Raw genomic sequence first — 25,669 nt, forward strand, 5'->3', positions numbered from 1 at the left:
CCGGAATTTGAATAGAGAAGCGCACACGCTGCTGTGGTCTTGTTTTTCGGTGTTTGCGTGCCGGTGGGGGGGGTAGCGATACCCCGACCGGGGTTCGACAACTGGCGCAGCCAGTTGGACAGACCGCGAACGCAGTGGGTGGGCTGCCCGTAGGGCGGGCGCAGTGAGTCAAACCCCCCCTCACCGCCATATGTAAAGAAGAGCTCGCATGAAAATGCGGGCTTTTTTTTTTCGCATGTTGCATGCCTGTAGGGGGATGAGAACCCCCGACCGGGGTTCGACAACTGGCGACAGCGAGTCAATCCCCCCTCACAACGCTATTAAAAAAAAGCCCGTACTTTCGTACGGGCTTTTTTCGCGCCATCAGCTTATTGTACGGCCTCCCGGCAGAGAAGATGTCTGATCCGGGTTCACACCTTTTTCATCTTTACGTTCCTTAACCCAGTGATCGGCATTTTTAATCCCAAGCCGGATCGGGTCAAATTGTGGATCGATACCTTGCGCTTTCTGCGTTTCATAATCTTTAAGGCTGGCAAATGCTTTTTTATGTAAAAGAACAATTGCAATAATGTTAAGCCACGCCATCAACCCGACCCCAATATCGCCCAGACCCCATGCCAGCTCCGCAGTACGCACGGTGCCATATACCGTGGAGGTTAACAGGAATATTTTCAGCAAGAACGTCAGCCATGGGCGGTTAATTTTGCGGTTGATAAAGGCAATATTTGTTTCAGCAATATAGTAGTAGGCAATAATAGTGGTGAAGGCAAAGAAGAACAGCGCAATGGCGACAAAGTAGTTACCAAAACCAGGCATCATACTTTCCATCGCGGTCTGCACATAGCCAGGGCCTGCTGCCACGCCTGCGATGCCGGTGTAGATTGCCGCGCCATCAACGCCCTGAACATTATACAAGCCGGTGATCAACAGCATAAAACCGGTAGCGGAGCAGACGAACAGCGTGTCGATATAGACTGAGAAAGCCTGAACCAGCCCCTGTTTCGCCGGATGACTGACTTCGGCCGCTGATGAAGCATGTGGCCCTGTACCCTGCGCCGCTTCGTTGGAATAAACCCCGCGCTTAACGCCCCACATGATCGCCTGCCCCAGAACGGCGCCAAAGCCCGCTTCGAGGCCAAATGCACTTTTCCAGATCAACAGAATAACGGAAGGAAGCTGTTCAATATTAATGGCGATAATAACGCAGGCCACAATAATATAACCGAGCGCCATAAAAGGAACGACCATGCTGCTAAAGCTGGCGATCCTTTTTACACCACCGAAAATAATGAAGCTTAACAGTATGGCCAATATTGCGGCGGTAACATTCGGATTAAGTCCGAAGGCAATATCCAGGCTGGCACCAATAGAGTTTGCCTGTACGCCTGGAAGTAATAAGCCGCAGGAGAAAATAGTCACTACAGCAAATAACCATGCATACCATTTTACGCCCAGCCCTTTTTCAATATAAAAGGCAGGACCGCCACGATATTCACCGTTAATTTTCTCTTTATAAACCTGACCCAGCGTGGATTCAACAAAAGCAGAGCTGGCACCCAAAAAGGCTACCATCCACATCCAGAACAGCGCGCCAGGACCACCAAAGGTAATGGCGGTCGCTACGCCGGCAATATTCCCGGTCCCCACACGTCCTGCCAGCGTCATCGTCAGTGCCTGAAACGACGACACCCCTGCATCGGTGGCGCGCCCCTGAAACATCAGCGCGACCATATGTTTAACATGGCGTAATTGCAGAAAGCGACTACGCAGTGAGAAATAGAGGCCGACACCCAGGCATAAAAATATTAACGCCGGGCTCCAGATAACACCATTAATTGCACCAACCAGTTCGTTCATGTATGGCCCTCAGCGTGATGGTCCAGAGAAAACGGATTCCCTGGAAGTTTCTTTATAGAATTGTGTTTGGATTACTACGAAACATAGATAATAGCCCGAAAGAGACCAACTTAATATTCGCGTGGCAGTAATGAATTGTGACAACATTCACGTTTAATTGATTATTTATAATTAGCCTGCTCATGATTTTCATACATATTTTGTGGGTATTATGATTTAATATCACACTTCTGCATTTTTTATTAAAAAGCCCATTTGAATTAACGTTAAGACTTATAGATACAGCAAAACGTTGCGTAATACCCGGCATTTTCTATACGAAATAAGTATGACATCATCATAATGTGATCTTTAAATAGACAACCCCACAGAAGTGTTTTGACAGACGCAGCTTCCCGGCATTGCGCCGGGAAGGGATTGCAGAAGAAAGTAAAACGAGAAGGTTATACCATTACCGGGAATAGACCTGCAGCGTCCGCTGGCACAGCGCCGAGCGCACGCAATCGTCTTTATTGAAACGCACAATGCCCACCATCTCATCTTCCTCAAAACGTGCCAGCGCGTCGCTCAGCCCGGACGGAACCCCCGCCGGCAGGTCGCACTGGGTGATATCGCCATTGACGATAACCGTCACGTTCTCCCCGAGGCGCGTTAAGAACATCTTCATTTGCGCAGCAGTTACGTTCTGAGCCTCGTCGAGAATCACAACTGCATTTTCAAATGTACGTCCGCGCATATAGGCGAACGGCGCAATTTCAACCTTACCGATTTCGGGACGCAGGCAGTACTGCATAAAAGAGGCCCCCAGACGCTTCACCAGCACGTCATAAACGGGCCGGAAATACGGCGCAAATTTCTCCGAAATATCACCGGGCAAGAAGCCGAGATCTTCATCGGCCTGCAACACCGGCCGGGTGACAATGATCTTGTCGACATCTTTGTGAATCAGAGCCTCTGCCGCTTTGGCTGCACTTATCCACGTTTTCCCACACCCGGCTTCACCGGTGGCGAAAATAAGCGACTTATTCTCAATAGCATTCAGGTACTGCGCCTGAGCGTCGTTGCGTGCCGCAATTGGAGTTGTATCACGGCAGTCCCGCGCCATGCCAATTGCTTCAACACCACTCATCTGCACAAGCGAGGTGACCGACTCTTCTTCACGCTGTTTATGGCTACGTGAATCCCGTCTCAGCACACGTTTTGCTTCACGACGAGCTTTGATCACTGCTTTTTGTCTTCCCATGGATAGCACCTTGAGTTGTTGGTATTCATCACTCGCACCAGAGTCGGTGCGATTAGGCGAACAAACATCTGAGGGTTGGCTTCCTTCTAAGCCATAGCTTGCTTGGTTAAATGACCCGGCCGAATCGCTATGCTCACCATTCGTCAGGTCGGAAAAATCAGGATTTGCTGTGGAGGGGGAGAATTTTTCGGTGAAGAGATCGCTGCCGGAGTGTGGGCCTCCGCGCCGTGTGCTGCGGTTGTTGCGTTTACCATGTCCAGTTGAGGACCCAACCATTCGCGATCTCCAGAGTGATTCATGTTCACTGTAAGGTTTACCGCTTTCTTAATTTAAGTACATCAGGATTTAGCATGAATGCAACATTATTTTTACCTGAATGCAACTTTTAAGATTCGCCTGACAGCGATACTTAGTCTGCTATGGGGATATTACAGAATTATAACAAAGAGATAGCGGGACGAGAAAAAAACTGTCCCGCTTAAGGGGTAAGCGGGACGGTATTCAGGCCTCAAGCAGCCCCTGAGCAAGCCAGCCGTTTTTATCCTGTACGCCAGGCAGCGCAAAGAAGTAGCCTCCGCCAATGGGTTTGACGTACTCTTCCAGCGCCTCGCCGTTCAGGCGTTTCTGCACGGTCAAAAAGCCCTTCTCCAGATCGTGCTGGAAACAGACAAACAGCAGCCCCATATCCAGCTGACCGGAATTGGTCACCCCCAGCGAGTAGCTGTAGCCCCGGCGCATCATCAGGTTTTGCTCGGTCTCCTGAGTGCGCGGGTTGGCGAGGCGGATATGACTGTCGAGGGCGATAACATTGCCCTCCGGGTCGCTGGCGTAATCCGGCACGTCGTGCTCGTTCTTCATGCCCAGCGGCGCACCGCTCTGCTTGTCGCGGCCAAAAATGGTCTGCTGTTCTTTCAGCGGCGTCCGGTCCCAGAACTCCACGCGGAACTGAATAATGCGTACAGCCTGATAGCTGCCGCCCACCGCCCAGGCCGGTTCGCCCTGATCGGCGGTCACCCACACCACCCGATCCATTAATGGCCCATCCTGGCTGTTGGGGTTGGCGGTGCCATCCTTAAAGCCGAGCAGGTTCACCGGGGTCTCTTTGCCTTTGCTGCGCGCGGCGTGGTCAGAGATAAACCCTTCCCGCTTCCAGCGTACGCTTAACAGATCCGGGGTGTGCTTGATGAGATCCCGCAGGGCGTGGATCACCGTGTCCTGGGTATTGGCGCAGATCTGGATCAGCAGATCGCCATGGCACAACGCCGCATCCAGGGAGTCATTCGGGAAGCGCACCATCTTCTGCAACGATTTCGGTTTCTGCGCCGCCAGACCAAAGCGGTCATCAAACAGCGACGCCCCCAGCGACACCGTCATGGTGAGGTTATCCGGGGCGATATAGCTCCCCAGAATACCGGAATCCATCGGCGGCAGACGCGGGTTCGGCGTCTCAGGCGCCGGGCCGCCGGTGGTCAGAAAAGTAATGCGCTGGGTCAGCAGACGGAACAGGCGCTCCAGCTCGCTTTTATCGCTGGCGAGCACGTCAAAAGCCACCAGCATCATCGAAGCCTGCTGCGGGGTTAAGATCCCGGCCTGATGCAGGCCGTGAAACGGCTGCGTCTCCATTCGCGCATCCGGGGAGAGCGTGCCCGGCGCACTCTGCGGTTTTGCCGCATGCGCCACCGGACAGCCACCCGCCAGAGCAAGGGCGCCGCCAAGCGCCCCTACCCCTTTTAACAACCGACGTCGTGAAGGTTCAGCCACGTCGTACTCGTCATGCTTGTTCATCAACTTAGTCCAGACCCAGTACGCCACGCAGCTGCGCCAGATCTTCCGCCAGGGTGGTAATCGGCCCTTTCAGGGCATTACGGTCGGCATCGGTCAGCTTGTCGTAAGTCTCAAAGCCCTCTTTGGTGCGGTACTTCGCCAGAATGATATTCACTTTCTTAAAGTTGGCATCCACTTTTTCCAGCAGGGCGCTGTTATCTTTTTGCAGCTGAGGACGCAGCAGGTCAACGATCTTCTGCGCGCCTTCGACGTTGGCCTGGAAGTCCCACAGGTCGGTATGGCTGTAGCGATCTTCTTCCCCGCTGATCTTGCTGGCGGCCACTTCTTCAATCAGCCCTGCCGCGCCACCCACCACTTTTGAGGGCGGGAAGGCCAGCTCACTGATGCGTTTTTGCAGCTCCAGCACGTCGCTGTTCAGCTGCTCCGCGTACTGCTCCATCCCTTTGGTGGAGTTGTCGCCAAACAGCGCTTTCTCCAGGCGGTGGAAACCGGTGAATTTCGGATCGGCGGCTTTCTGCTCGTAATCGTCTTCACGGGCGTCGATGCTGCCATCGAGATCCGAGAAGAGCTCGGCAATCGGCTCGATACGCTCGTAGTGCTGACGGGTCGGCGCATAGAGGGATTTCGCTTTTTCCATATCGCCCGCTTTCACCGCGTCGGTAAAGGCTTTGGTACCCGCGACCAGATCCGCGGTCTCTTGAGTGACGTACGCTTTATAGGCGGTAATGGCATCGCCGAGGCTCAACAGCGCGTCGCCTTTGGCGGCATCGGCGGTGGCGGCACCTTTCACGATCAGCTTGCCTTTCGGGTTGGTCAGCAGGCCGCAGGTCATGTCGTATTCGCCCGGCTCAAGGTTGGCGGTCATCTTCTGGCTAAAGCCCGGCGCGATGTTTTCCCGCTCTTCCACCACCATCACCCCTTTCAGGATCTCCCACTCCAGCGCTTTCTGGCTGTGGTTCTGAATGATGAACTGGGTTTTACCGCTGTTGACCGTGATGGTCATCGGCTCACACTGTTTATCATTGACGGTAACTTTTACCTGTGGAACATCCGCGGCCTGTGCGGCGAATGCAGAAACGATCAGCGCTGCCACGCTAGCCTGTAATGCACTGCGACGAAAGTGGATTGCCATGACTTTTCCCTTTTAAAAGTATGTTGTAACTACAATGAGCACTTCAGGGCGCAGTACGCGACGGCTGAGCGCTGGGGCGCGATGGCATAAAGAACAGCGCCAGCGCCGGAATAAGATAGATAAAGTACACCGCCACTTCGCTGACGCTCGGCGTCTCCTGATAGCCAAAGATCCCCTCCAGCAGGGTGCCGGTCAGCGAATGGGTAGAGAGGACGTTACTGAGATCGAACGCCACCTCCTGGAAGTGGTTCCACAGGCCCGCCTCATGGAAGGCGCGGATCGCTCCCGCGGCCAGTCCGGCGGCCACCAGCAGAATAAACAGGCTGGTCCATTTGAAGAAGGCGCCCAGATTGAGACGAATGCCGCCCCAGTAGAGCAGGAAACCGAGCACCACCGCGGTCGCCAGGCCCAGCACCGCGCCCAGTGGCGGCCAGATCCCAACATCCTGCTGGAAGGCGGCCAGCAGGAAGAAGACCGACTCCAGCCCTTCACGCGCCACGGCGAAAAAGACCATCATGATCAGTGCCCAGCCGTGACTCTTGCCCTTCGCCAGCGCGCTGTCTACCGCCTGCTCCAGCTGGACTTTGACGTTACGGGACACTTTACGCATCCAGAAGACCATCCAGGTGAGGATCACCACCGCAATAAGGGCCACGATCCCTTCAAACAGCTCCTGCTCTTTTTGCGGGAATTCACCGGTGGTTTCGTTGATGGCAATGCCCAGGCCCAGGCAGAGGGCGGCAGCAAGGAAGACGCCAATCCACATCACGCCGATCCAGCGGCCCCGCTGGGTACGTTTCAGATAGCTGGCGATAAGACTGACAATTAAGGCTGCTTCGAGCCCTTCACGTAACATAATGAGGAATGGAACAAACATGCGACACCTTAAATGTTTTTCGCCGTCAACTGATGCAAAGAAAGGTAAATTCTTGTGATAGTGATTATCATTACGGCAATAAGAAATACAAGCGAAATATGCTGCATTTTGATGACAGGATGTAAACCCGTACCGGGAAAATAGTCACATAAGTGACTAAAAGGTGAATAAGTTATAACGTAAATGCCCATTTACGCTCACAGCAGGCTGTGGCTAAATATGCGCCTCATTAATCTGCTGAAAATCAACTATGTATCAATTCCTGCACTTCTTGCTGGCGCTGGTGGTTATCCTTGCGCTGGCCTGGCTGGTGAGCTTCGACCGCCGCAACGTCCGTATTCGCTACGTCATTCAACTCATTGTCATTGAGATTGCGCTGGCGTTCTTTTTCCTCCATGCCGAAAGCGGCCTGTTTGTTATTCAGTATGTCTCGGGCTTCTTTGAATCGTTACTGAAATATGCCGCCGAAGGGACCAACTTTGTCTTTGGCGGGATGGGAGAAAAAGGGCTGGCATTTATTTTCCTTGGAGTGTTGTGTCCGATTATTTTTATTTCCGCACTGATCGGCATTCTGCAACACTGGCGTATTCTGCCGGTGATAATTCGCATAGTCGGCACCCTGCTGTCGAAAGTGAACGGCATGGGCAAGCTGGAGTCGTTTAACGCCATCAGCTCCCTGACGCTGGGCCAGTCGGAAAACTTTATTGCTTACAAAGGGGTGCTGGGCGATCTCTCCTCGCGTCGTCTGTTCACCATGGCGGCCACCGCCATGTCCACCGTGTCGCTCTCCATCGTCGGCGCCTATATGACGATGCTGGAAGCAAAATATGTGGTCGCGGCGCTGATCCTGAATATGTTCAGCACCTTTATCATCCTCACGGTGATTAACCCGACCCGCCCGGAAGCGGAGCCGGAAATTAAGCTGGAGAAGATGCATGAGTCCCAGAGTTTCTTTGAGATGCTGGGGGAATATATTCTGGCTGGCTTCAAAGTGGCGATGATAATTCTGGCGATGCTGATTGGCTTTATTGCCCTGATCAGCGCCGTCAACGCCCTCTTCTCCAGCCTGTTTGGCTTGAGCTTCCAGCAGATTCTGGGCTATGTCTTCTATCCCCTGGCCTGGCTGGTGGGTATTCCGCTGAGCGATGCCCTGCACGCGGGCGGCATTATGGCGACTAAACTGGTGGCGAACGAGTTCGTGGCGATGATCGAGCTGCAAAAAATTGCCGCAGAGATGACCCCACGCGGGCTGGGCATTCTGTCGGTGTTCCTGGTCTCCTTCGCTAACTTTGCCTCTATTGGCATTGTCGCCGGGGCGATTAAGGGGCTGAATGAGAAGCAGGGCAACGTGGTGTCACGCTTCGGTCTGCGTCTGGTGTATGGCGCGACGCTGGTGAGTCTGTTGTCGGCGAGCTTTGCGGGATTAGTGTTGTAGTTTGTTGCCCGGCGGCGCTGCGCTTGCGCGGGCTTACAGGATAAGTAGGCCGGGTAAGCGCTAGCGCCACCCGGCAAACAGGCCACACCCGGTCTTATCAGAACTGCACGCACACCGGCTGATCAACGCGCATCACCGACTCCTGGGCGAAGCGCGTTTTATAGATCCCGCGCAGCGCCTCAATATTGCTCTCACTTTGCGCATCTTTACCGTGGATCAGCATCAGCGCCTTGCTCGACTCACGCGCCACTTTTCCGTCGTTACCCAGCCACTGCCCGCGGGCATCAAATACCGTTAAGCCATCACGAAAACGCGGCGTCACGTCCTGGTCCACAAACTGCTGCCACTCCTGGCCGGTGATCGCCTCCCCTGCCGGACGGTTCAGGCCGAAATAGAGGGTGGTTTGCTGCAGCTGGTTATCGGCTTTGCAGGTGTTGTCCGCGGTGCTGTGTGAGGGGGCATTACAGCCTGCCAGCAGTAAAATCGCGCCTGCCACAAGCCCGTTTTTAAGTCTCATTCTTCGCTATCCTCATTGTAATTTGCCCTGCGATATCAGCGTAAATCACGGAAATTAGCAATAAAAAAAGCCGGGCAAGCCCGGCTTATAGCGTGTCTGTCACTTACTGCGCCTGCAACTTCGTCGGCGCGGTGGTGTGGTACTGGGCGTCGGCTTCCGCAAAGCGTTTCTGCATTGAAGTAGAGGGCGCTTTACCCATCAGGCTGAAGACCACGATCCCGATGCTGCCGAAGATAAAGCCCGGAATGATTTCATACAGGCCCAGCCAGGCGAACTGCTTCCAGACGATAACGGTAGCCGCACCGATGATCATCCCCGCCAGGGCGCCATTGCGAGTCATGCGGGACCACATCACGGAGAACAGCACCACCGGACCAAAGGCGGCACCAAAGCCCGCCCAGGCGTAGCTCACCAGACCCAGCACGCGGTTTTCCGGGTTTGACGCCAGCGCGATGGCGACCAGCGCCACCACCAGCACCATAAAGCGACCGACCCACACCAGCTCTTTCTGGCTGGCGCCCTTACGCAGGAAGGCTTTGTAGAGATCTTCCGTGATGGCACTGGAGCAGACCAGCAGCTGGCAGCTCAGGGTGGACATCACCGCCGCCAGAATAGCGGAGAGCAGAATACCGGCGATCCACGGGTTAAACAGCACCTGCGCCAGCTCGATAAACACACGCTCGGCGTTCTGGTTTACTGCACCTGCCAGCGACGGGTTGTTGTTGAAGTAGGCGATACCGAAGAAGCCCACCGCACAGGCGCCGCCCAGGCAGAGGATCATCCACGCCATACTGATACGACGGGCATGGACGATGGTGTGGTGCGAATCCGCCGCCATAAAGCGCGCCAGGATGTGCGGCTGACCGAAGTAACCCAGCCCCCAGCCCATCAGCGACACGATGGCAACAAAGTTCAGCCCTTTCAACATATCGACGTTTTCGATGCTCTTCTGCTGAATCACCGCCAGGGAGTCACCCAGGCCGCCTACCGACAGGATCACAATCACTGGGGTCAGGATCAGGGCAAAAATCATCAGGCTGGCCTGCACGGTATCGGTCCAGCTGACGGCCAGGAACCCGCCTACGAAGGTGTAGAGGATGGTCGCCGCCGCGCCCGCCCACAGTGCGGTTTCATAGCTCATGCCGAAGGTGCTTTCGAACAGGCGCGCGCCTGCCACGATGCCGGAGGCACAGTAGATGGTGAAGAACAGCAGAATAACTAACGCGGAGATAATACGCAGGATGCGGCTGTTATCTTCGAAACGGCCGGTGAAGTAGTCCGGCAGGGTCAGGGCGTTGTTGTTAGCTTCGGTGTGCACGCGCAGACGCCCGGCCACCAGCTTCCAGTTAATCCATGCCCCCAGCGTCAGACCGATGGCGATCCAGCTTTCTGAAATACCGGAGATAAAGATGGCGCCCGGCAGCCCCATCAGCAGCCAGCCGCTCATATCCGACGCGCCCGCAGAGAGCGCCGTCACGAACGGCCCAAGGCTTCGCCCGCCGAGGATGTAGTCGTCAAAGTTCTTGGTAGAACGCCACGCAAGGAACCCTATCAGGATCATGCCAAAAATATAGATAAGAAATGTCACCAGCATCGGTGTGCTAATTGCCATTTAAATACTCCGCAAAGATGTTCGACAGCCTTTTTGACCGTCTTTATTACACCCCCGGAACGAGAGGGTGATGATGTGTGTTTATGTTGGCCGCGCGTATCCTGCCGTATGCGCCTCCATGACACAAATGATTTAACACTGCATTTACATGAATTTCATCCCCGGTTTCACACCAGATTCCTGGAGGTTGCACTCGCTCACGTTTTTTGAGGTTGCACCTGCAAAAAGTGTTAAGCGCCGCATGAAACCAGGGTTGATCGCTAAAATCCACAACTTTTTTGCGGTTAACTATCACGTAACATTCCATTCATTTTCCAGCTTGCAAACCGGGTCACATTTAACGTGGTTGCACAAAGTTGCAACATAGTGGATATTTCACGTTAACTACACTAGCGCTACTGAATCACAGGAGTTTTTGGCATGGGCATGACCACCATGGGGGTTAAGCTGGATGATGCGACCCGCGAACGGATTAAATCGGCTGCGACCCGAATTGACCGCACGCCACACTGGTTAATCAAGCAGGCGATCTTTAACTATCTGGAAAAACTGGAGAGCGACGACGCCCTGCCAGAGCTGCCTGCCCTGCTGGCCGGTGCCGCCAACGAGAGCGACGATAGCGCCGAGGCGATCGAAGAGGTCCACCAGCCGTTCCTTGAATTTGCCGAGCAGATCCTGCCCCAGTCGGTGAGCCGCGCGGCCATTACCGCCGCTTACCGTCGCGCCGAGACCGACGCCGTGCCGATGCTGCTGGAACAGGCGCGTCTGCCGGAGCCAGTCGCCTCCCAGGCCCACAGCCTGGCGTATCAGCTTGCCGAAAAACTGCGTAACCAGAAAACGGCCTCCGGGCGCGCCGGCATGGTGCAGAGCCTGCTGCAGGAGTTCTCCCTCTCCTCCCAGGAGGGCGTGGCGTTAATGTGCCTGGCGGAAGCGCTGCTGCGTATCCCGGACAAAGCGACCCGTGACGCGCTGATCCGCGACAAGATCAGCAACGGTAACTGGCATTCGCACATTGGCCGCAGCCCGTCGCTCTTCGTTAACGCCGCCACCTGGGGCCTGCTGTTTACTGGCCGTCTGGTCTCCACCCACAACGAAGCGAGCCTCTCCCGCTCTCTGAACCGCATTATCGGCAAGAGCGGTGAACCGCTGATCCGTAAAGGCGTGGACATGGCGATGCGCCTGATGGGCGAGCAGTTCGTCACCGGCGAAACCATCGCCGAAGCGCTGGCTAACGCCCGCAAGCTGGAAGATAAGGGCTTCCGCTACTCCTATGACATGCTGGGCGAAGCGGCGCTGACCGCCGCCGACGCGCAGGCCTATCTGGTCTCTTACCAGCAGGCGATCCACGCCATCGGTAAAGCCTCCAACGGTCGCGGCATTTATGAAGGCCCGGGGATCTCCATCAAGCTCTCCGCCCTGCACCCGCGCTACAGCCGCGCCCAGTACGACCGGGTGATGGAAGAGCTCTATCCACGCCTGAAATCCCTGACCCTGCTGGCGCGCCAGTATGACATCGGGATCAACATCGACGCCGAAGAGGCCGACCGCCTGGAGATCTCCCTCGATCTGCTGGAAAAACTCTGCTTCGAGCCGGAGCTGGCGGGCTGGAACGGGATTGGCTTTGTCATTCAGGCCTACCAGAAACGCTGCCCGTTCGTCATTGATTACCTGATTGATCTCGCCACCCGCAGCCGTCGCCGCCTGATGATCCGTCTGGTGAAGGGCGCCTACTGGGACAGCGAGATCAAACGCGCGCAGATGGAGGGTCTGGAGGGTTATCCGGTCTATACCCGCAAGGTCTACACCGACGTCTCCTACCTCGCCTGTGCCAAAAAGCTGCTCGGCGTGCCGAACCTGATCTATCCGCAGTTCGCCACCCACAACGCCCACACCCTGGCGGCCATCTACCAGCTGGCCGGTCAGAACTATTATCCGGGCCAGTACGAGTTCCAGTGCCTGCACGGCATGGGTGAACCGCTGTACGAGCAGGTCACCGGTAAAGTGTCCGAGGGTAAACTGAATCGTCCGTGCCGTATCTACGCCCCGGTCGGTACTCACGAAACGCTGCTGGCGTACCTGGTGCGTCGTCTGCTGGAGAACGGGGCCAACACCTCCTTCGTTAACCGCATCGCCGATGCCACCCTGCCGCTGGATGAGCTGGTGGCGGACCCGGTACAGGCGGTGGAAAAGCTGGCCGCCCAGGAGGGTCAGGTTGGTCTGCCCCATCCGAAGATTGCCCTGCCGCGTGAGCTGTACGGCAATGGCCGCATCAACTCCGCGGGCCTCGATCTGGCGAACGAACACCGTCTGGCATCGCTCTCCTCGTCGCTGCTCAACAGCGCCCTGCAAAAATGGCAGGCGAAACCGATCCTGGAGCAGCCGGTCAGCAATGGCGAAATGCAGCCGGTGATCAACCCGGCCGAACCGAAAGACATTGTCGGCTTTGTCCGCGAAGCGACCGAAGAGGAAGTGGATCTGGCTCTCGACAGCGCGGTGAACAATGCGCCGATCTGGTTCGCCACCCCGCCGCAGGAGCGTGCAGCCATTCTGGAGCGCGCTGCGGTGCTGATGGAAGATCAGATGCAGCAGCTGATTGGCATTCTGGTGCGTGAGGCGGGTAAAACCTTCAGCAACGCCATCGCCGAAGTGCGCGAGGCCGTTGACTTCCTGCACTACTATGCCGGTCAGGTGCGTGACGATTTCGACAACGAAACCCATCGCCCACTGGGGCCGGTGGTCTGTATCAGCCCGTGGAACTTCCCGCTGGCGATCTTCACCGGCCAGATTGCCGCCGCCCTTGCCGCGGGTAACAGCGTGCTGGCCAAACCGGCGGAACAGACCCCGCTGATTGCCGCTCATGGGATCAATATCCTGCTGGAAGCGGGTGTCCCTGCGGGCGTCGTGCAGCTGCTGCCGGGCCGCGGCGAGACCGTGGGTGCCAAACTCACCGCCGACAACCGCGTGCGCGGCGTAATGTTCACCGGCTCCACCGAAGTGGCCTCCCTGTTGCAGCGCAACATCGCAACCCGTCTGGATGCCCAGGGCCGTCCAACGCCGCTGATTGCGGAAACTGGCGGTATGAACGCGATGATCGTCGACTCCTCCGCCCTTACCGAGCAGGTGGTGGTGGATGTGGTGGCTTCGGCCTTCGACAGTGCCGGACAGCGCTGCTCTGCCCTGCGCGTACTCTGCGTGCAGGACGAAGTGGCCGATCACACCCTGAAAATGCTGCGTGGCGCGATGGCGGAGTGCCGGATGGGCAACCCGGGCCGTCTGACCACCGACATTGGCCCGGTGATCGACGCCGAAGCGAAAGCCAACATCGAAAACCACATCCAGGCGATGCGTGCGAAAGGCCGTCCGGTCTACCAGGCGGTGCGTGAGAACAGCGAAGATGCCCGCGAGTGGACCAGCGGCACCTTTGTGGCGCCAACCCTGATTGAACTGGCGAGCTTCGATGAACTGAAGAAAGAGGTGTTTGGCCCGGTGCTGCACGTGGTGCGTTACAACCGTAACAACCTCGACCAGCTGATCGCGCAGATCAACGCCTCCGGCTACGGTCTGACCCTGGGAGTGCATACCCGCATCGATGAAACCATCGCCCAGGTGACCGGCAGCGCCAACGTCGGCAACCTCTACGTGAACCGCAACATGGTCGGCGCCGTGGTCGGCGTGCAGCCGTTCGGCGGCGAAGGGCTGTCGGGCACCGGTCCGAAAGCCGGTGGTCCAATGTACCTCTATCGCCTGCTGGCTAACCGTCCGGCCAATGCGCTGGGCGTCACCCTGGCGCGTCAGGATGCGCAGTACGCGGTAGACACCCAGGTGAAAACGGTGCTGACCCAGCCGCTGGAAGCATTAAAAGCGTGGGCGGAAAAACGTCCTGAACTGCGCGAGCTGTGTCAGGAGTATGGCGAGCTGGCTCAGGCCGGTACCCAGCGCGTATTGCCAGGGCCAACGGGCGAGCGCAACACCTGGACGCTGATGCCGCGCGAGCGTGTGCTGTGCGTGGCGGATAACGAGCAGGATGCGCTGATCCAGCTGGCGGCGGCGATGGCGACCGGGTGTGAAGTGCTCTGGCCGGAAGATAGCCTGCACCGTGACCTGGCGAAGCAGCTGCCGAAGGCGGTGACGGAACGGATTCGTTTCGCCAAAGCTGATGTGCTGACCAGCCAGCCGTTCGACGCGGTGATCTATCACGGTGATTCCGACCAGCTGCGCGAGCTGTGCGAGCAGGTTGCGGCCCGCAGCGGGGCGATTGTCTCCGTGCAGGGCTTCGCCCGGGGTGAAACCAACCTGCAGCTGGAGCGTCTGTACGTGGAGCGTTCGCTCAGCGTGAACACCGCCGCAGCAGGGGGTAACGCCAGCCTGATGACCATCGGTTAAGCGTGCAATCTCTCCCCGGTGGCGCTACGCTTACCGGGGCTACAGAGGTGACATTCTGTTTTTGTAGGCCGGATAAGCACAGCGCATCCGGCTTTTTTATAGGGAGGGAAAGATGAAACGAGCTTTTATCGCCGGTGCCGCGTTACTGCTGAGCACCAGCGCGCTGGCGGATGAGTGCGCCAACGCCAGCACCCAGGCGGAGATGAACAGCTGCACCGCGCAGCAGTATCAGGCCGCGGATAAAACCCTGAACCAGACGTATCAGGCAGCCATCAAGCGCGCCGACGCCCCCCAGCGTGAGCTGCTGAAAAAGGCGCAACAGGCGTGGATCGCCCTGCGCGATGCTGACTGCGCCTTTATCGGCTCCGGCACTCAAGGCGGCTCTATTCAGCCAATGATTGTGAACCAGTGTCTGGCGGATAAAACCAACGAACGGGAAGCCTATCTGGCCACGCTGATGCAGTGTGAAGAGGGCGATTTAAGCTGCCCGCTGCCCCCGGGGAATTAACGCACCCGGATCCCTTCGATAATCATCCGCTCCACGTTCTCCACCGTGCTGTGGAAAAAGTCGTCATCCTTGAGCGTCTTGCCCGTCACCGCCTCCACCTGGGCGGAAAAGTCGGCGTAGTGCTGGGTGGCGGCCCAGATCATAAAGATTAGATGGTGTGGATCGACCGGGGCCAGTCTGCCGGTGGCGACCCACCCGGCAATGATCGCGGACTTCTCATCCACCAGCGATTTCATATCCCCGCTCAGCACCGTTTTCAGCAGCGGTGCCCCCTGCAACATCTCCAGACAGAACAGTCGCGACGCCTGGGGATAGTCCCGGGAGACCTCCAGCTTCAGGCGAATATACTGCTGGATCGCCACCAGCGGGGTGAGCTCCTCACGAAACGCCTTCAGCGGGGCCAGCCAGATATCGAGGATCTGTTGCAGAACGGAGACGTACAGCGCCTCTTTCGAGGGAAAGTAGTAGAGCAGATTGGTTTTTGACACCCCCGCCAGCTCCGCCACCTGCTCCAGCCGGGTGCCGTGGATGCCAAACTGCGAGAAGGTCTCCAGCGCCGCCGCAAGGATCGCCTGTTTTTTCGCGCTCACCGCCTGCGAACGTTTACCGCCTGTCTTCACTGCGCCTTGTGCCATTTGCTCACTCCGTGTTGATCAGCCCCCAGCATAGCAAAACCCCTGCCTTACCACGACAATCTGCACCGCCACCGCGCACGACTGCCTGCTTTGTGTGCAACTATTTTGACCAGACAGTCCACTTTTATCACCAGCAATTCATCAACCATTTCTTAACACACTAATAACATTACAGATTTCAAAACTGGCACTCCCTTTGCAAAACCGAGACTACGCGGCTGAACAGGAGATGCAGGATGCAGCGCCACGTCTGACTTTCACCCCCAAGCTGAGATGAAGAGAGGTTCGTGATGAAAATTGGCGTATTCGTTCCCATTGGCAATAACGGCTGGTTGATCTCTACCCACGCGCCGCAGTACATGCCGACTTTTGAGCTGAACAAAGCCATCGTGCAGAAGGCAGAGCACTATCACTTCGATTTTGCCCTGTCGATGATTAAGCTGCGCGGCTTCGGCGGGAAAACCGAATTCTGGGATCACAACCTGGAGTCCTTCACCCTGATGGCGGGGCTGGCGGCGGTCACCTCCCGCATCCAGATCTACGCTACCGCCGCCACCCTGACCCTGCCTCCGGCCATCGTGGCGCGGATGGCCTCCACCATCGACACCATCTCCGGCGGACGCTTTGGCGTTAACCTCGTCACCGGCTGGCAGAAGCCGGAGTATGAGCAGATGGGGCTCTGGCCGGGAGATGACTATTTTTCGAAGCGCTATGACTACCTCACCGAGTATGTGCAGGTCCTGCGGGATCTGTGGGGCACCGGCAAGAGCGACTTCAAAGGTGAGTTCTTCACCATGAACGACTGCCGCGTCAGCCCCCAGCCGTCGGTGCCGATGAAGGTGATCTGCGCCGGGCAGAGCGATGCCGGGATGGACTTCTCGGCGAAATATGCCGACTTCAACTTCTGCTTCGGCAAAGGGGTTAACACCCCAACGGCCTTTGCCCCTACCGCTGCGCGCATGAAACAGGCCGCTGAAAAAACCGGGCGCGATGTCGGCTCCTATGTGCTGTTTATGGTCATTGCCGACGAGACCGACGAGGCGGCGCGGGCGAAGTGGGAGCACTACAAAGCCGGGGCCGACGACGAGGCCCTGAGCTGGCTCAGCGAGCAGAGCCAGAAGGACACCCGCTCCGGGGCCGACACCAACGTGCGGCAGATGGCCGACCCGACCTCGGCGGTGAATATCAACATGGGCACCCTGGTCGGCTCTTATGCCAGCGTGGCGCGGATGCTTGATGAGGTAGCCAGCGTGCCGGGTGCCGAAGGGGTGCTGCTGACCTTTGATGACTTTATTGCCGGGATTGAAACGTTTGGCGAGCGCATCCAGCCGCTGATGCAGTGCCGCGCCCATATTCCGGTTATGACAAAGGAGGTCGCGTGATGACCACTCTGCCCGCACGCCCGGAAGCCATCACCTTTGACGCCCAGCAGAGCGCGCTGATCGTGGTGGATATGCAGAACGCCTACGCCAGCCCTGGCGGCTATCTCGACCTCGCCGGGTTTGACGTCTCCGCCACCCGGCCGGTGATCGAGAATATCCGCACCGCGGTGGCCGCCGCCCGCAAGGCCGGGATGCTGATTATCTGGTTCCAGAACGGCTGGGATGAAGAGTATGTGGAGGCGGGGGGCCCTGGCTCGCCCAACTTCCACAAATCGAATGCGCTGAAAACCATGCGCCAGCGCCCGGAGCTGCACGGCAAGCTGCTGGCGAAAGGCGGCTGGGATTACCAGCTGGTGAATGACCTGGTGCCGGAGCCGGGGGACATCGTGCTGCCGAAACCGCGCTACAGCGGCTTTTTCAACACCCCGCTGGACAGCATTTTGCGCAGCCGCGGCATCCGCCACCTGATCTTTACCGGCATCGCCACCAACGTCTGCGTGGAGTCCACCCTGCGCGACGGCTTCTTCCTGGAGTACTTTGGCGTGGTGCTGGAAGACGCCACCCACCAGGCAGGGCCTGCATTTGCCCAGCAGGCTGCGCTGTTCAACATCGAAACCTTTTTTGGCTGGGTTACTGACGTCGCCACCTTCTGCGACGCCCTTTCCCCTGCCGCTTATGCCCGTATCGCCTGAGGAGCTACGTTATGCCGAAATCTGTGATTATCCCCCAGGGGACCAGCACGCCGATTGCCCCCTTCGTCCCCGGCACCCTGGCGGACGGGGTGGTTTACGTCTCGGGCACCCTGCCGTTCGACGCGGATAACAACGTGGTGTTTCCCGATGACCCAAAGGCGCAAACCCGCCACGTGCTGCAGACCATCCAGCGCGTTATCGAAACGGCAGGCGGGACGATGGCGGATGTGACCTTCAACAGCATCTTTATTACCGACTGGAAAAACTACGCCGCGATTAACGAGATCTACGCTGAATTTTTCCCCGGCGATAAACCGGCGCGCTTCTGCATTCAGTGCGGGCTGGTGAAACCCGAGGCGCTGGTGGAGATCGCCACTATCGCCCACATTGGCCGGTGAGGTTGCCATGAATCTTTCCATTTCACCGCCGCCCTTTGCGGACGCGCCGGTTGTGGTGCTGATCGCCGGACTGGGGGGCAGCGGCAGCTACTGGCTGCCCCAGCTCGCCGACCTTGAGCAAGGGTATCAGGTGGTCTGCTACGACCAGCGCGGCACCGGCAATAACCCCGGCGAGTTGCCGGAAGATTACACCCTGGCAGCGATGGCCGACGAGCTGTGGCAGGCGCTCTCTCTCGCAGGGATCGCGCGGTTCAGCGTGGTGGGCCATGCCCTGGGGGCGCTAATCGGCCTGCAGCTGGCAGTGGATCACCCGCAGGCGATCGGTGCCCTGATATGCGTTAACGGCTGGCTGACGCTGAATCCGCATACCCGCCGCTGCTTCCAGATCCGCGAGCGGCTGCTGCATGCCGGAGGGGCGCAGGCGTGGGTGGAAGCCCAGCCGCTCTTTCTCTATCCCGCCGACTGGATGGCGGCCCGCCAGCCGCGCATGGAGGCCGAAGAGGCGCTGGCCCTGGCCCACTTCCAGGGCAAAAGCACCCTGCTGCGCAGGCTCAATGCCCTGAAGCGGGCCGATTTCAGCCGCCAGACGGCGCGCATTCACTGCCCGGTGCAGATACTTTGCGCCGCCGACGATCTGCTGGTGCCCTCGGTCTGTTCGGCAGAGCTGCATGCCGCCCTGCCCGGCAGCCTGCTTACCGTGATGCCCCGGGGCGGGCACGCCTGCAACGTGACCGAGCCGGAGGCGTTTAACGCCCTGCTGCAAAACGGGCTCGCCAGCCTGCTGCACCGCCACGAACGTTTACTGAAGGAGTTGCCATGAGTGAAGCCATCACCCCGACGGCGCAGCATGCGCTGTTTACCGAGGCGCGGACCCATAACGGCTGGCTGGATCGTCCGGTCAGCGACGAGACGCTGCGCGAAATCTATGACCTGATGAAATGGGGGCCCACCTCCGCCAACTGCTCTCCGGCGCGGATGGTCTTTATCCGCACCCCGGAAGGCAAAGAGAAGCTGCGCCCGGCCCTCTCCAGCGGCAACCTGCAAAAGACCCTCACCGCCCCGGTGACGGTTATCGTTGCCTGGGACAGCCAGTTTTACGAGCGACTGCCGGAGCTGTTCCCCCACGGCGATGCCCGGAGCTGGTTTACCGCCAGCCCGCAGCTCGCCGAGGAGACCGCCTTTCGCAACAGCACGATGCAGGCGGCCTATCTGATTGTCGCCTGCCGGGCGCTGGGGCTGGACACCGGGCCGATGTCCGGCTTTGACCGCGAAAAGGTGGACGCGGCCTTCTTCACCGGCAGCAATCTGAAAAGCAATCTGCTGATCAACATCGGCTACGGCGATACCCGCAAACTCTACGGACGACTGCCCCGCCTGAGTTTTGAAGACGCCTGCGGGCTGGCATAAGGAGCCACCATGAATATCGATAAACAAACGTTTCGTGATGCCATGGCCTGTCTGGGCGCGGCGGTCAATATCATCACCACCGACGGCCCGGCCGGACAGGCGGGCTTTACCGCCAGCGCGGTGTGCAGCGTGACCGACTCGCCGCCAACGCTGCTGGTGTGCCTGAATCGTAGCGCCTCGGTGTGGCCGGTGTTTAACGACAACCGCACCCTGTGCGTCAACACCCTGAGCGCCGGGCAGGAGTCCCTCTCGAATCTGTTTGGCGGCAAAACCCCGATGGCCGACCGCTTTGCCGCAGCAGGCTGGCAGACGGGTGCCACCGGCTGCCCACGTCTCGACGAGGCGCTGGCCTCGTTCGACTGCCGCATTAGCCAGGTGGTGAGCGTCGGCACCCACGACATTCTGTTTTGCGAGATCGTTGCAATAACCCGCCACCCGGTGCCCCAGGGCCTGGTGTGGTTTGACCGCGGCTACCACGCGCTGATGCGACCCGCCTGTTAATCCTCCTTAAGGAGCAGCTGATGGCACTATTCGGTTTTCCTCACTGGCAGTTGAAATCGACCTCCTCTGATAGCGGCGTGGTCGCGCCGGATGAACGTCTCCCGCTGGCGCAAACCGCGGTGATGGGGGTGCAGCATGCGGTGGCGATGTTTGGCGCCACGGTGCTGATGCCCATTCTGATGGGGCTGGATCCTAACCTGTCGATTCTGATGTCGGGCATTGGCACCCTGCTCTTCTTTTTCATCACCGGCGGACGGGTGCCAAGCTATCTCGGCTCCAGCGCCGCCTTTGTCGGGGTGGTGATTGCCGCCACCGGCTTTTCCGGCCAGGGGGTAAACCCTCAGCTGAGCGTGGCGCTGGGCGGGATCATCGCCTGCGGGGCACTCTACACCGCGGTGGGTCTGGTGGTGATGAAGCTGGGCACCCGCTGGATCGAACGGCTGATGCCACCGGTGGTCACCGGAGCAGTGGTGATGGCGATTGGCCTCAACCTGGCACCCATCGCCGTCAAAGGGGTTTCCGGCTCCGCCTTTGACAGCTGGATGGCGGTAATGACGGTGCTCTGCATCGGCCTGGTGGCGGTATTTACCCGGGGGATGATCCAGCGGCTGCTGATCCTGGTGGGGCTGATCTTCGCCTGCCTGCTCTACGCCCTGCTGACCAGCGTGTTTGGTCTTGGCAAGCCGGTGGATTTTACCCAGGTCGCCCAGGCGGCGTGGTTTGGTCTTCCGCAGCTCACCTCGCCCACCTTTAACGGTCAGGCGATAATGCTGATCGCCCCGGTGGCGGTGATCCTGGTGGCGGAAAACCTCGGCCATTTGAAAGCGGTGGCCGGCATGACCGGACGCAATATGGACCCCTATATGGGGAGGGCATTTGTGGGAGACGGGCTGGCGACCATGCTGTCAGGTTCGGTGGGCGGCAGCGGCGTGACCACCTATGCCGAGAACATCGGCGTGATGGCGGTCACCAAGGTCTACTCAACGCTGGTGTTCGTGGCGGCAGCGGTGATTGCCGTGCTGCTCGGCTTTTCACCTAAATTCGGTGCCTTAATCCACACCATCCCGGGGCCGGTGATTGGCGGTGCGTCGATTGTGGTGTTTGGCCTGATTGCGGTGGCCGGGGCGCGGATCTGGGTGCAGAACCATGTTGATCTCAGCCAGAATGGCAACCTGATTATGGTCGCCGTAACGCTGGTGCTGGGCGCGGGGGATTTTGCCCTTTCGCTCGGCGGCTTCACCCTGGGCGGGATCGGCACGGCCACCTTTGGCGCGATTGCCCTTAACGCCCTGCTCAGCCGCCGGATGGCGGGGGTGACGCAGGGCACAGTGGCGACTCAGGATTGATCCAGCGTGGCGCTGTCGTCCGGCAGCGCCTTCTTTTTTCTTTTCAGCTTCAGCTCACTCACCAGCACGCCCGCGATGATAAAGGCGCCCCCCAGCAGGGCGAGCAGCGGCAGGCGCTCCCCGGCCAGACGGCCAAAGATTCCCGCCCACACCGGCTCCCCGGTATAAATTACCGTCGCCCGGGTGGGCGAGACGCTGCGCTGGGCCCAATTCATGGTCACCTGAATAATGGCGCTGAAAATCCCCAGCCCAAGGGCCACCATCCACAGCCCTGCAGACATCGGCGGAACCGGTTCCCCGGCCGGGATCATGGTCAGAAACGCCACCAGCGAGGCGGTCGCCAGCTGCACGACGGTGACGCGCTTGACGTCCACCTTTCCGGCCCAGGCGCTGATGAGGATGATCTCGGCGGCAATCGCCACCGCGCCCACCAGGGTGATCATCTCTCCAGGCCCGAGCGCCAGCAGGTTATCTTCCGGCCCTGCCAGCAGGATCAGCCCGATAAAAGCCAGCACTATGCCGATGCAGGACATCATTCCCGGCATGCGGCGCAGGCAGAGCCACTGCAACAGCGGCACCAGCGGGACATACATGGCGGTAATAAACGCCGATTTACTGCTGGGAATAGTTTGTAATCCCCAGGTTTGCAGGCTGTAGCCCATCGCGATCGCCACCCCGATCGCCAGCCCCGCTTTCAGTTCGGTCAGGGTCAGGCCGCGCAGGGTTTTGAGCGAAATGAGTGCCACCGCCAACGCAGCCGTGGCAAAACGCAGGCCGACAAAGAAGAAAGGGCCGCTCTGCGTGACGGCGTACTGTACGGCAAGAAAGGTCCCACCCCAGAACATGGTGATAAGGATCAGGATCGCTTCCTGCGGTTTGATCGAAAAGGCATAACGGGAGAGAGACATGGGGCACCAGCACAAAAAGTGAATCCGCTAGTGTGAAAGGAATTTGATAACACTTCAATAACAGGCATAAAAAAACCGCCGGGGATCCCGGCGGCGGGGGTGCCAGAGGTCAAAAGACCCCTACTTCAGACGGCTACAACTTAACTGCTCTTGTTGCCGCCATGGCTATTTTTGCCCCCTTTTTTGCCAGCTTCGGATGCGCGCTGAGGGTCATTTTTGAAATTACCCCCGCTCTGCTGGCCACCTTTACGTCCTGCTTCTGATGCTCTTTCACGGTCTTCTGCAAAATTACCTGACCCACCACGATGGTTTGCCATGTCGGACCTCCAGAGTTAAAAACATAAGATTTAATTCTGCATTCAGCGAAAGCGAATTCTTCCACCTGACGACGCTAAAAAAGAGTCTTTAACTGCGCCGCATGAACTTAAGCTTAGTGGAGCAGGCGCATTCAGCCAGCGAATCGTAATATCCTGCAATACGATATCAGCCTTTTGTATGAAGCCTGCCGAAACGAAACCATAAGCCTTTCTTATCATTCCGAAAATTTGCTCTGCTGAAAATGTTTCATTTTGCTACGGAGAAAGCCCGCCATCCTTTGTTGTTTAAAATCAAATAAATGGTGTCCAGATTTGCAGTCTCGCTGTCACGTCATATCTTTAAATAACGGCAGCATGCCGCTGACCGAAAAAATCATGCGAGGAGTGAAGCGAAATGACGAAAATTCTGGTGCTCTACTATTCCATGTACGGACACATCGAAACCATGGCTCATGCAGTTGCGGAAGGCGCCAGGAAAATCGAGGGGGTTGAGGTGGTGATCAAACGCGTACCGGAAACCATGCAGGCAGAAGCTTTTGCCAAAGCGGGCGGTAAAGCGCAGGAGGCGCCGGTAGCTTCGCCGCAGGAGCTGGGCGATTATGACGCAATCATCTTTGGTACCCCAACGCGCTTCGGCAATATGGCTGGCCAGATGCGCACCTTCCTCGACCAGACCGGGGGACTGTGGGCCAAAAATGCGTTACTCGGCAAAGTCGCCAGCGTGTTCAGCTCCACCGGCACCGGTGGCGGACAAGAGCAGACCATCACCTCAACCTGGACCACCCTTGCGCACCATGGGATGGTGATTGTGCCCATCGGCTACGGCACCCCGGAACTGTTTGATCTCTCGCAGCTCCGTGGCGGTACGCCCTATGGCGCAACAACAATTGCCGGGGGCGACGGTTCACGTCAGCCTTCGGAAGCAGAACTGAACATTGCCCGCTATCAGGGTGAATATGTCGCCGGCCTGGCTGCTAAACTGAAAGGTTAACTCTCAACAGGAGGATTACTATGCCAACTCAAGAAGCTAAAGCACATCGCGTCGGGGAATTTGCGCGTTTACGTAATACGTCACCGGAGATCGCTGAGGCGATTTTTGAAGTCGCAAAATATGACGAAAAACTGGCAGAGAAAATCTGGGAAGAAGGTAATGATGAAGTTCTGATGTTAGCCTTCCAAAAAACCGACAAAGACTCGCTGTTCTGGGGCGAGCAGACCATTGAGCGTAAAAACGTCTGATAATCGTGCGGACAAAAAACGCCTGATGGCGCTACGCTTATCAGGCCTACGGGATTCGGAACCAGAGTTGAATTTTGTAGGTCGGGTAAGCGAAGCGCCACCCGACATTTCAGCCCCTCTCCCCTTCAGGGAGAGGGGCTGAACTTACTGCGCCGCGGTATTCAATACCTTATTAAAGCTCTCCACCGGGCAGAATCCATTCGCATCCACCGGACAGCCGTTCAGCTCCAGGGTAACGCGCTGGGCCGGGGCTTCTAACGTCAGCACCTGGGCATTACGCAGCTGCTCGGTACTCTGATAGACATACTCAATTTTCATCAGATCGCGATTGCCGGTTTTGTCGTGCCAGCGCTGGAAGACGATCTTGCCCCCAATGGGTGTGCGCTCATACTGGCCGTGCAGCTGATAGGGTTTAAAATCCAGCGCCTTCAGCAGGGAGGCAATGTTAGAGTCATGCCCCACCAGCACGGTGATTTTCGGCGCTTTCGTCCGGTCGGTGACCAGCGCGTTATCGATGTATTTCACCAGCGGTTTCGCCACGTTACGCGCCACCTCTGCCGAGGTAAAAAGCGAATCCTGATAGCCATTTTTTAGCTGAGAGAGCACCCGCCACTGCTGGTCGGTTTTGATCTCGCCCCACGCCACCTGATCCAGCGGGAAGCCTTCGTAATACTGCAACGTGAAGGCGTCAACCAGCGAGTTACCCACCTTGAGCGGACCGGATACCCCAGGCTCTTTCTGGTACTCGGCGCTGTAGGTGTCTTTCGCGTCCGTCAGGGAGCAGACCTGTTTCTCTTTGCAGGACGGAGACTGTTTGTAGTCGGTCATCTGCTCCAGCAGTTTGTAGCTCTCGTCAAGCTGCATCCCCTGACGTTCTTTGTTCATCGCCTGTAGCGCTTTTTCGCGGAATTCCGGGGAGTTGTCGGTGATCACCGGATTAAAGGTCGGGTCCATGGTGCCCATCTTTTCCTGATGGTGCACCGGCACATCGCACCCCGGGAACGCGCCGGTAATGAAGAACTGCGCGGTCGCCACCGTGCGTTGCAGACTGTTGGCATAGGCATAGACGCTGTTCGCTGCCGGACACTCCCCGGCGGTCACCAGCCCCTGCTCTGCCAGCCATTCACGCATGTAGTGCCCCATGTAGACTTCCAGCACCCCACCTTTGGTGGTGAGCTGCCCGCCGGGCACATCCCACTCTGGCCATTTTTCCGGGGTCGACTGTTCCAGCACGCTGCCGTTATTGGCCAGCGGCGCACGCAGGTTATGACGGCTCATGATCAGAACCTGTTCCAGCTGATACCCTTCCGGCGCGGTTTGCGCCTGAACGCCGCCAGAGAGCCCGATGGTGCCCGCCACGGCGACAGCGATTAGTGCTTTTCTCATCCCTAATTCCTCACCTGTTTATTGTCGTTAACAGTGTGACAGATCTGTGACGAATTACCTGGAGCCTGCCCGCAAAGTGACAGCTTGCTTTGTGCGCCGGGGTAATTGG

Annotated in this window: 23 protein-coding genes; 12 read left to right on the top strand and 11 right to left on the bottom strand. The window is 57.9% G+C overall.

What is annotated here, in order from left to right; translation table 11 throughout:
- Positions 1-363: 363 nt before the first annotated feature.
- From B3X29_RS03665 to efeU, 5 genes are all read right to left on the bottom strand, one after another.
- The gene (locus B3X29_RS03665; RefSeq protein WP_156654265.1) at positions 364-1,857 is read right to left on the bottom strand and encodes an alanine/glycine:cation symporter family protein; all 1,494 of its coding nucleotides are present in this window, start codon (positions 1,855-1,857) and stop codon (positions 364-366) included.
- 451 nt (positions 1,858-2,308) lie between these two features.
- The gene (gene phoH, locus B3X29_RS03670; protein WP_168192048.1) at positions 2,309-3,100 is read right to left on the bottom strand and encodes a phosphate starvation-inducible protein PhoH; all 792 of its coding nucleotides are present in this window, start codon (positions 3,098-3,100) and stop codon (positions 2,309-2,311) included.
- 501 nt (positions 3,101-3,601) lie between these two features.
- Positions 3,602-4,885, bottom strand: a complete 1,284-nt coding sequence (gene efeB / locus B3X29_RS03675) for an iron uptake transporter deferrochelatase/peroxidase subunit (protein ID WP_103823669.1) — start codon at positions 4,883-4,885, stop codon at positions 3,602-3,604.
- Positions 4,886-4,889: 4 nt separating this feature from the next.
- Positions 4,890-6,017: an iron uptake system protein EfeO gene (gene efeO, locus B3X29_RS03680; RefSeq protein ID WP_159339159.1), complete on the bottom strand. Its 1,128-nt coding sequence runs from the start codon at positions 6,015-6,017 to the stop codon at positions 4,890-4,892.
- A gap of 43 nt (positions 6,018-6,060) precedes the next feature.
- Entirely contained in the window at positions 6,061-6,894 is an 834-nt protein-coding gene (gene efeU / locus B3X29_RS03685; protein WP_103179032.1) for an iron uptake transporter permease EfeU, read from the bottom strand.
- A gap of 250 nt (positions 6,895-7,144) precedes the next feature.
- Here efeU and B3X29_RS03690 point away from each other — a divergent pair, with 250 nt between their 5' ends.
- A complete protein-coding gene (locus tag B3X29_RS03690) occupies positions 7,145-8,329 on the top strand; it encodes a NupC/NupG family nucleoside CNT transporter (RefSeq protein ID WP_159339160.1) in 1,185 nt (394 codons plus the stop codon).
- Positions 8,330-8,426: 97 nt separating this feature from the next.
- Here B3X29_RS03690 and B3X29_RS03695 read toward each other — a convergent pair whose 3' ends face one another.
- Positions 8,427-8,846: a DUF3574 domain-containing protein gene (locus B3X29_RS03695; protein ID WP_159339161.1), complete on the bottom strand. Its 420-nt coding sequence runs from the start codon at positions 8,844-8,846 to the stop codon at positions 8,427-8,429.
- Positions 8,847-8,949: 103 nt separating this feature from the next.
- The gene (gene putP / locus B3X29_RS03700; protein ID WP_159339162.1) at positions 8,950-10,458 is read right to left on the bottom strand and encodes a sodium/proline symporter PutP; all 1,509 of its coding nucleotides are present in this window, start codon (positions 10,456-10,458) and stop codon (positions 8,950-8,952) included.
- A 420-nt stretch (positions 10,459-10,878) separates the two neighbouring features.
- Between putP and putA the strand changes: the two genes are divergently transcribed.
- On the top strand, positions 10,879-14,841 hold the full coding sequence (putA, locus tag B3X29_RS03705) for a trifunctional transcriptional regulator/proline dehydrogenase/L-glutamate gamma-semialdehyde dehydrogenase (protein WP_290503950.1): 3,963 nt from the start codon (positions 10,879-10,881) through the stop codon (positions 14,839-14,841).
- A gap of 112 nt (positions 14,842-14,953) precedes the next feature.
- Positions 14,954-15,349, top strand: coding sequence for a lysozyme inhibitor LprI family protein (locus tag B3X29_RS03710; protein WP_103179026.1), 396 nt, complete (start codon positions 14,954-14,956; stop codon positions 15,347-15,349).
- On the opposite strand, the gene rutR is transcribed toward B3X29_RS03710, so the two are convergent.
- Positions 15,346-15,984: an HTH-type transcriptional regulator RutR gene (rutR, locus tag B3X29_RS03715; protein ID WP_103179025.1), complete on the bottom strand. Its 639-nt coding sequence runs from the start codon at positions 15,982-15,984 to the stop codon at positions 15,346-15,348. The two genes, B3X29_RS03710 and rutR, sit on opposite strands and share 4 nt — an antisense overlap.
- A gap of 290 nt (positions 15,985-16,274) precedes the next feature.
- Here rutR and rutA point away from each other — a divergent pair, with 290 nt between their 5' ends.
- The 7 genes from rutA to rutG are packed head-to-tail and all read left to right on the top strand — an operon-like array spanning position 16,275 to position 21,710.
- Positions 16,275-17,366, top strand: a complete 1,092-nt coding sequence (gene rutA, locus B3X29_RS03720) for a pyrimidine utilization protein A (RefSeq protein WP_103179024.1) — start codon at positions 16,275-16,277, stop codon at positions 17,364-17,366.
- Entirely contained in the window at positions 17,366-18,058 is a 693-nt protein-coding gene (rutB, locus tag B3X29_RS03725; RefSeq protein WP_156654258.1) for a pyrimidine utilization protein B, read from the top strand. Before rutA ends, rutB begins: the two co-directional genes overlap by 1 nt.
- An 11-nt stretch (positions 18,059-18,069) precedes the next feature.
- The gene (gene rutC / locus B3X29_RS03730; RefSeq protein ID WP_103823659.1) at positions 18,070-18,456 is read left to right on the top strand and encodes a pyrimidine utilization protein C; all 387 of its coding nucleotides are present in this window, start codon (positions 18,070-18,072) and stop codon (positions 18,454-18,456) included.
- A gap of 7 nt (positions 18,457-18,463) precedes the next feature.
- On the top strand, positions 18,464-19,276 hold the full coding sequence (gene rutD / locus B3X29_RS03735) for a pyrimidine utilization protein D (RefSeq protein WP_103179021.1): 813 nt from the start codon (positions 18,464-18,466) through the stop codon (positions 19,274-19,276).
- Positions 19,273-19,863, top strand: coding sequence for a malonic semialdehyde reductase (locus B3X29_RS03740; protein WP_103179020.1), 591 nt, complete (start codon positions 19,273-19,275; stop codon positions 19,861-19,863). The genes rutD and B3X29_RS03740 overlap by 4 nt, the downstream gene beginning before the upstream one ends.
- A gap of 9 nt (positions 19,864-19,872) precedes the next feature.
- The gene (gene rutF, locus B3X29_RS03745) at positions 19,873-20,364 is read left to right on the top strand and encodes an NADH-dependent FMN reductase RutF (protein ID WP_103823656.1); all 492 of its coding nucleotides are present in this window, start codon (positions 19,873-19,875) and stop codon (positions 20,362-20,364) included.
- Positions 20,365-20,384: 20 nt separating this feature from the next.
- Positions 20,385-21,710, top strand: coding sequence for a pyrimidine utilization transport protein G (rutG, locus tag B3X29_RS03750; protein WP_156654255.1), 1,326 nt, complete (start codon positions 20,385-20,387; stop codon positions 21,708-21,710).
- Here the strand turns inward: rutG and B3X29_RS03755 are convergent.
- Positions 21,701-22,618, bottom strand: a complete 918-nt coding sequence (locus tag B3X29_RS03755; protein ID WP_103179017.1) for a DMT family transporter — start codon at positions 22,616-22,618, stop codon at positions 21,701-21,703. The genes rutG and B3X29_RS03755 overlap by 10 nt on opposite strands.
- A 140-nt stretch (positions 22,619-22,758) precedes the next feature.
- Positions 22,759-22,935, bottom strand: coding sequence for a general stress protein (locus B3X29_RS03760; RefSeq protein WP_032617468.1), 177 nt, complete (start codon positions 22,933-22,935; stop codon positions 22,759-22,761).
- Between the two features lie 394 nt (positions 22,936-23,329).
- On the opposite strand from B3X29_RS03760, the gene wrbA reads away from it, so the two are divergent.
- Positions 23,330-23,926 carry an NAD(P)H:quinone oxidoreductase gene (gene wrbA / locus B3X29_RS03765; protein ID WP_103179016.1) on the top strand — a complete coding sequence of 199 codons (597 nt, stop codon included), beginning with the start codon at positions 23,330-23,332 and terminating at the stop codon, positions 23,924-23,926.
- A 20-nt stretch (positions 23,927-23,946) separates the two neighbouring features.
- Positions 23,947-24,174, top strand: coding sequence for a YccJ family protein (locus tag B3X29_RS03770; protein ID WP_103179015.1), 228 nt, complete (start codon positions 23,947-23,949; stop codon positions 24,172-24,174).
- 144 nt (positions 24,175-24,318) lie between these two features.
- Here B3X29_RS03770 and agp read toward each other — a convergent pair whose 3' ends face one another.
- A complete protein-coding gene (agp, locus tag B3X29_RS03775; RefSeq protein ID WP_156654254.1) occupies positions 24,319-25,560 on the bottom strand; it encodes a bifunctional glucose-1-phosphatase/inositol phosphatase in 1,242 nt (413 codons plus the stop codon).
- Positions 25,561-25,669: the final 109 nt, after the last annotated feature.

The sequence above is a fragment of the Leclercia sp. UBA5076 genome (genome assembly GCF_002416465.1).
Lineage (GTDB): Bacteria > Pseudomonadota > Gammaproteobacteria > Enterobacterales > Enterobacteriaceae > Enterobacter.

What these genes read in the sequence shown, in the direction of transcription:
- rutG (WP_156654255.1), top strand. Translation starts at nt 20,385, where the DNA reads ATGGCACTATTCGGTTTTCCTCACTGGCAGTTGAAATCGACCTCCTCT.
- B3X29_RS03690 (WP_159339160.1), top strand. Translation starts at nt 7,145, where the DNA reads ATGTATCAATTCCTGCACTTCTTGCTGGCGCTGGTGGTTATCCTTGCG.
- rutF (WP_103823656.1), top strand. Translation starts at nt 19,873, where the DNA reads ATGAATATCGATAAACAAACGTTTCGTGATGCCATGGCCTGTCTGGGC.
- B3X29_RS03760 (WP_032617468.1), bottom strand. Translation starts at nt 22,935, where the DNA reads ATGGCAAACCATCGTGGTGGGTCAGGTAATTTTGCAGAAGACCGTGAA.
- B3X29_RS03740 (WP_103179020.1), top strand. Translation starts at nt 19,273, where the DNA reads ATGAGTGAAGCCATCACCCCGACGGCGCAGCATGCGCTGTTTACCGAG.
- rutR (WP_103179025.1), bottom strand. Translation starts at nt 15,984, where the DNA reads ATGGCACAAGGCGCAGTGAAGACAGGCGGTAAACGTTCGCAGGCGGTG.
- B3X29_RS03665 (WP_156654265.1), bottom strand. Translation starts at nt 1,857, where the DNA reads ATGAACGAACTGGTTGGTGCAATTAATGGTGTTATCTGGAGCCCGGCG.
- wrbA (WP_103179016.1), top strand. Translation starts at nt 23,330, where the DNA reads ATGACGAAAATTCTGGTGCTCTACTATTCCATGTACGGACACATCGAA.
- B3X29_RS03755 (WP_103179017.1), bottom strand. Translation starts at nt 22,618, where the DNA reads ATGTCTCTCTCCCGTTATGCCTTTTCGATCAAACCGCAGGAAGCGATC.
- rutA (WP_103179024.1), top strand. Translation starts at nt 16,275, where the DNA reads ATGAAAATTGGCGTATTCGTTCCCATTGGCAATAACGGCTGGTTGATC.
- efeO (WP_159339159.1), bottom strand. Translation starts at nt 6,017, where the DNA reads ATGGCAATCCACTTTCGTCGCAGTGCATTACAGGCTAGCGTGGCAGCG.
- agp (WP_156654254.1), bottom strand. Translation starts at nt 25,560, where the DNA reads ATGAGAAAAGCACTAATCGCTGTCGCCGTGGCGGGCACCATCGGGCTC.
- putA (WP_290503950.1), top strand. Translation starts at nt 10,879, where the DNA reads ATGGGCATGACCACCATGGGGGTTAAGCTGGATGATGCGACCCGCGAA.
- rutD (WP_103179021.1), top strand. Translation starts at nt 18,464, where the DNA reads ATGAATCTTTCCATTTCACCGCCGCCCTTTGCGGACGCGCCGGTTGTG.
- rutB (WP_156654258.1), top strand. Translation starts at nt 17,366, where the DNA reads ATGACCACTCTGCCCGCACGCCCGGAAGCCATCACCTTTGACGCCCAG.
- rutC (WP_103823659.1), top strand. Translation starts at nt 18,070, where the DNA reads ATGCCGAAATCTGTGATTATCCCCCAGGGGACCAGCACGCCGATTGCC.
- B3X29_RS03695 (WP_159339161.1), bottom strand. Translation starts at nt 8,846, where the DNA reads ATGAGACTTAAAAACGGGCTTGTGGCAGGCGCGATTTTACTGCTGGCA.
- putP (WP_159339162.1), bottom strand. Translation starts at nt 10,458, where the DNA reads ATGGCAATTAGCACACCGATGCTGGTGACATTTCTTATCTATATTTTT.
- phoH (WP_168192048.1), bottom strand. Translation starts at nt 3,100, where the DNA reads ATGGGAAGACAAAAAGCAGTGATCAAAGCTCGTCGTGAAGCAAAACGT.
- efeU (WP_103179032.1), bottom strand. Translation starts at nt 6,894, where the DNA reads ATGTTTGTTCCATTCCTCATTATGTTACGTGAAGGGCTCGAAGCAGCC.
- B3X29_RS03710 (WP_103179026.1), top strand. Translation starts at nt 14,954, where the DNA reads ATGAAACGAGCTTTTATCGCCGGTGCCGCGTTACTGCTGAGCACCAGC.
- efeB (WP_103823669.1), bottom strand. Translation starts at nt 4,885, where the DNA reads ATGAACAAGCATGACGAGTACGACGTGGCTGAACCTTCACGACGTCGG.
- B3X29_RS03770 (WP_103179015.1), top strand. Translation starts at nt 23,947, where the DNA reads ATGCCAACTCAAGAAGCTAAAGCACATCGCGTCGGGGAATTTGCGCGT.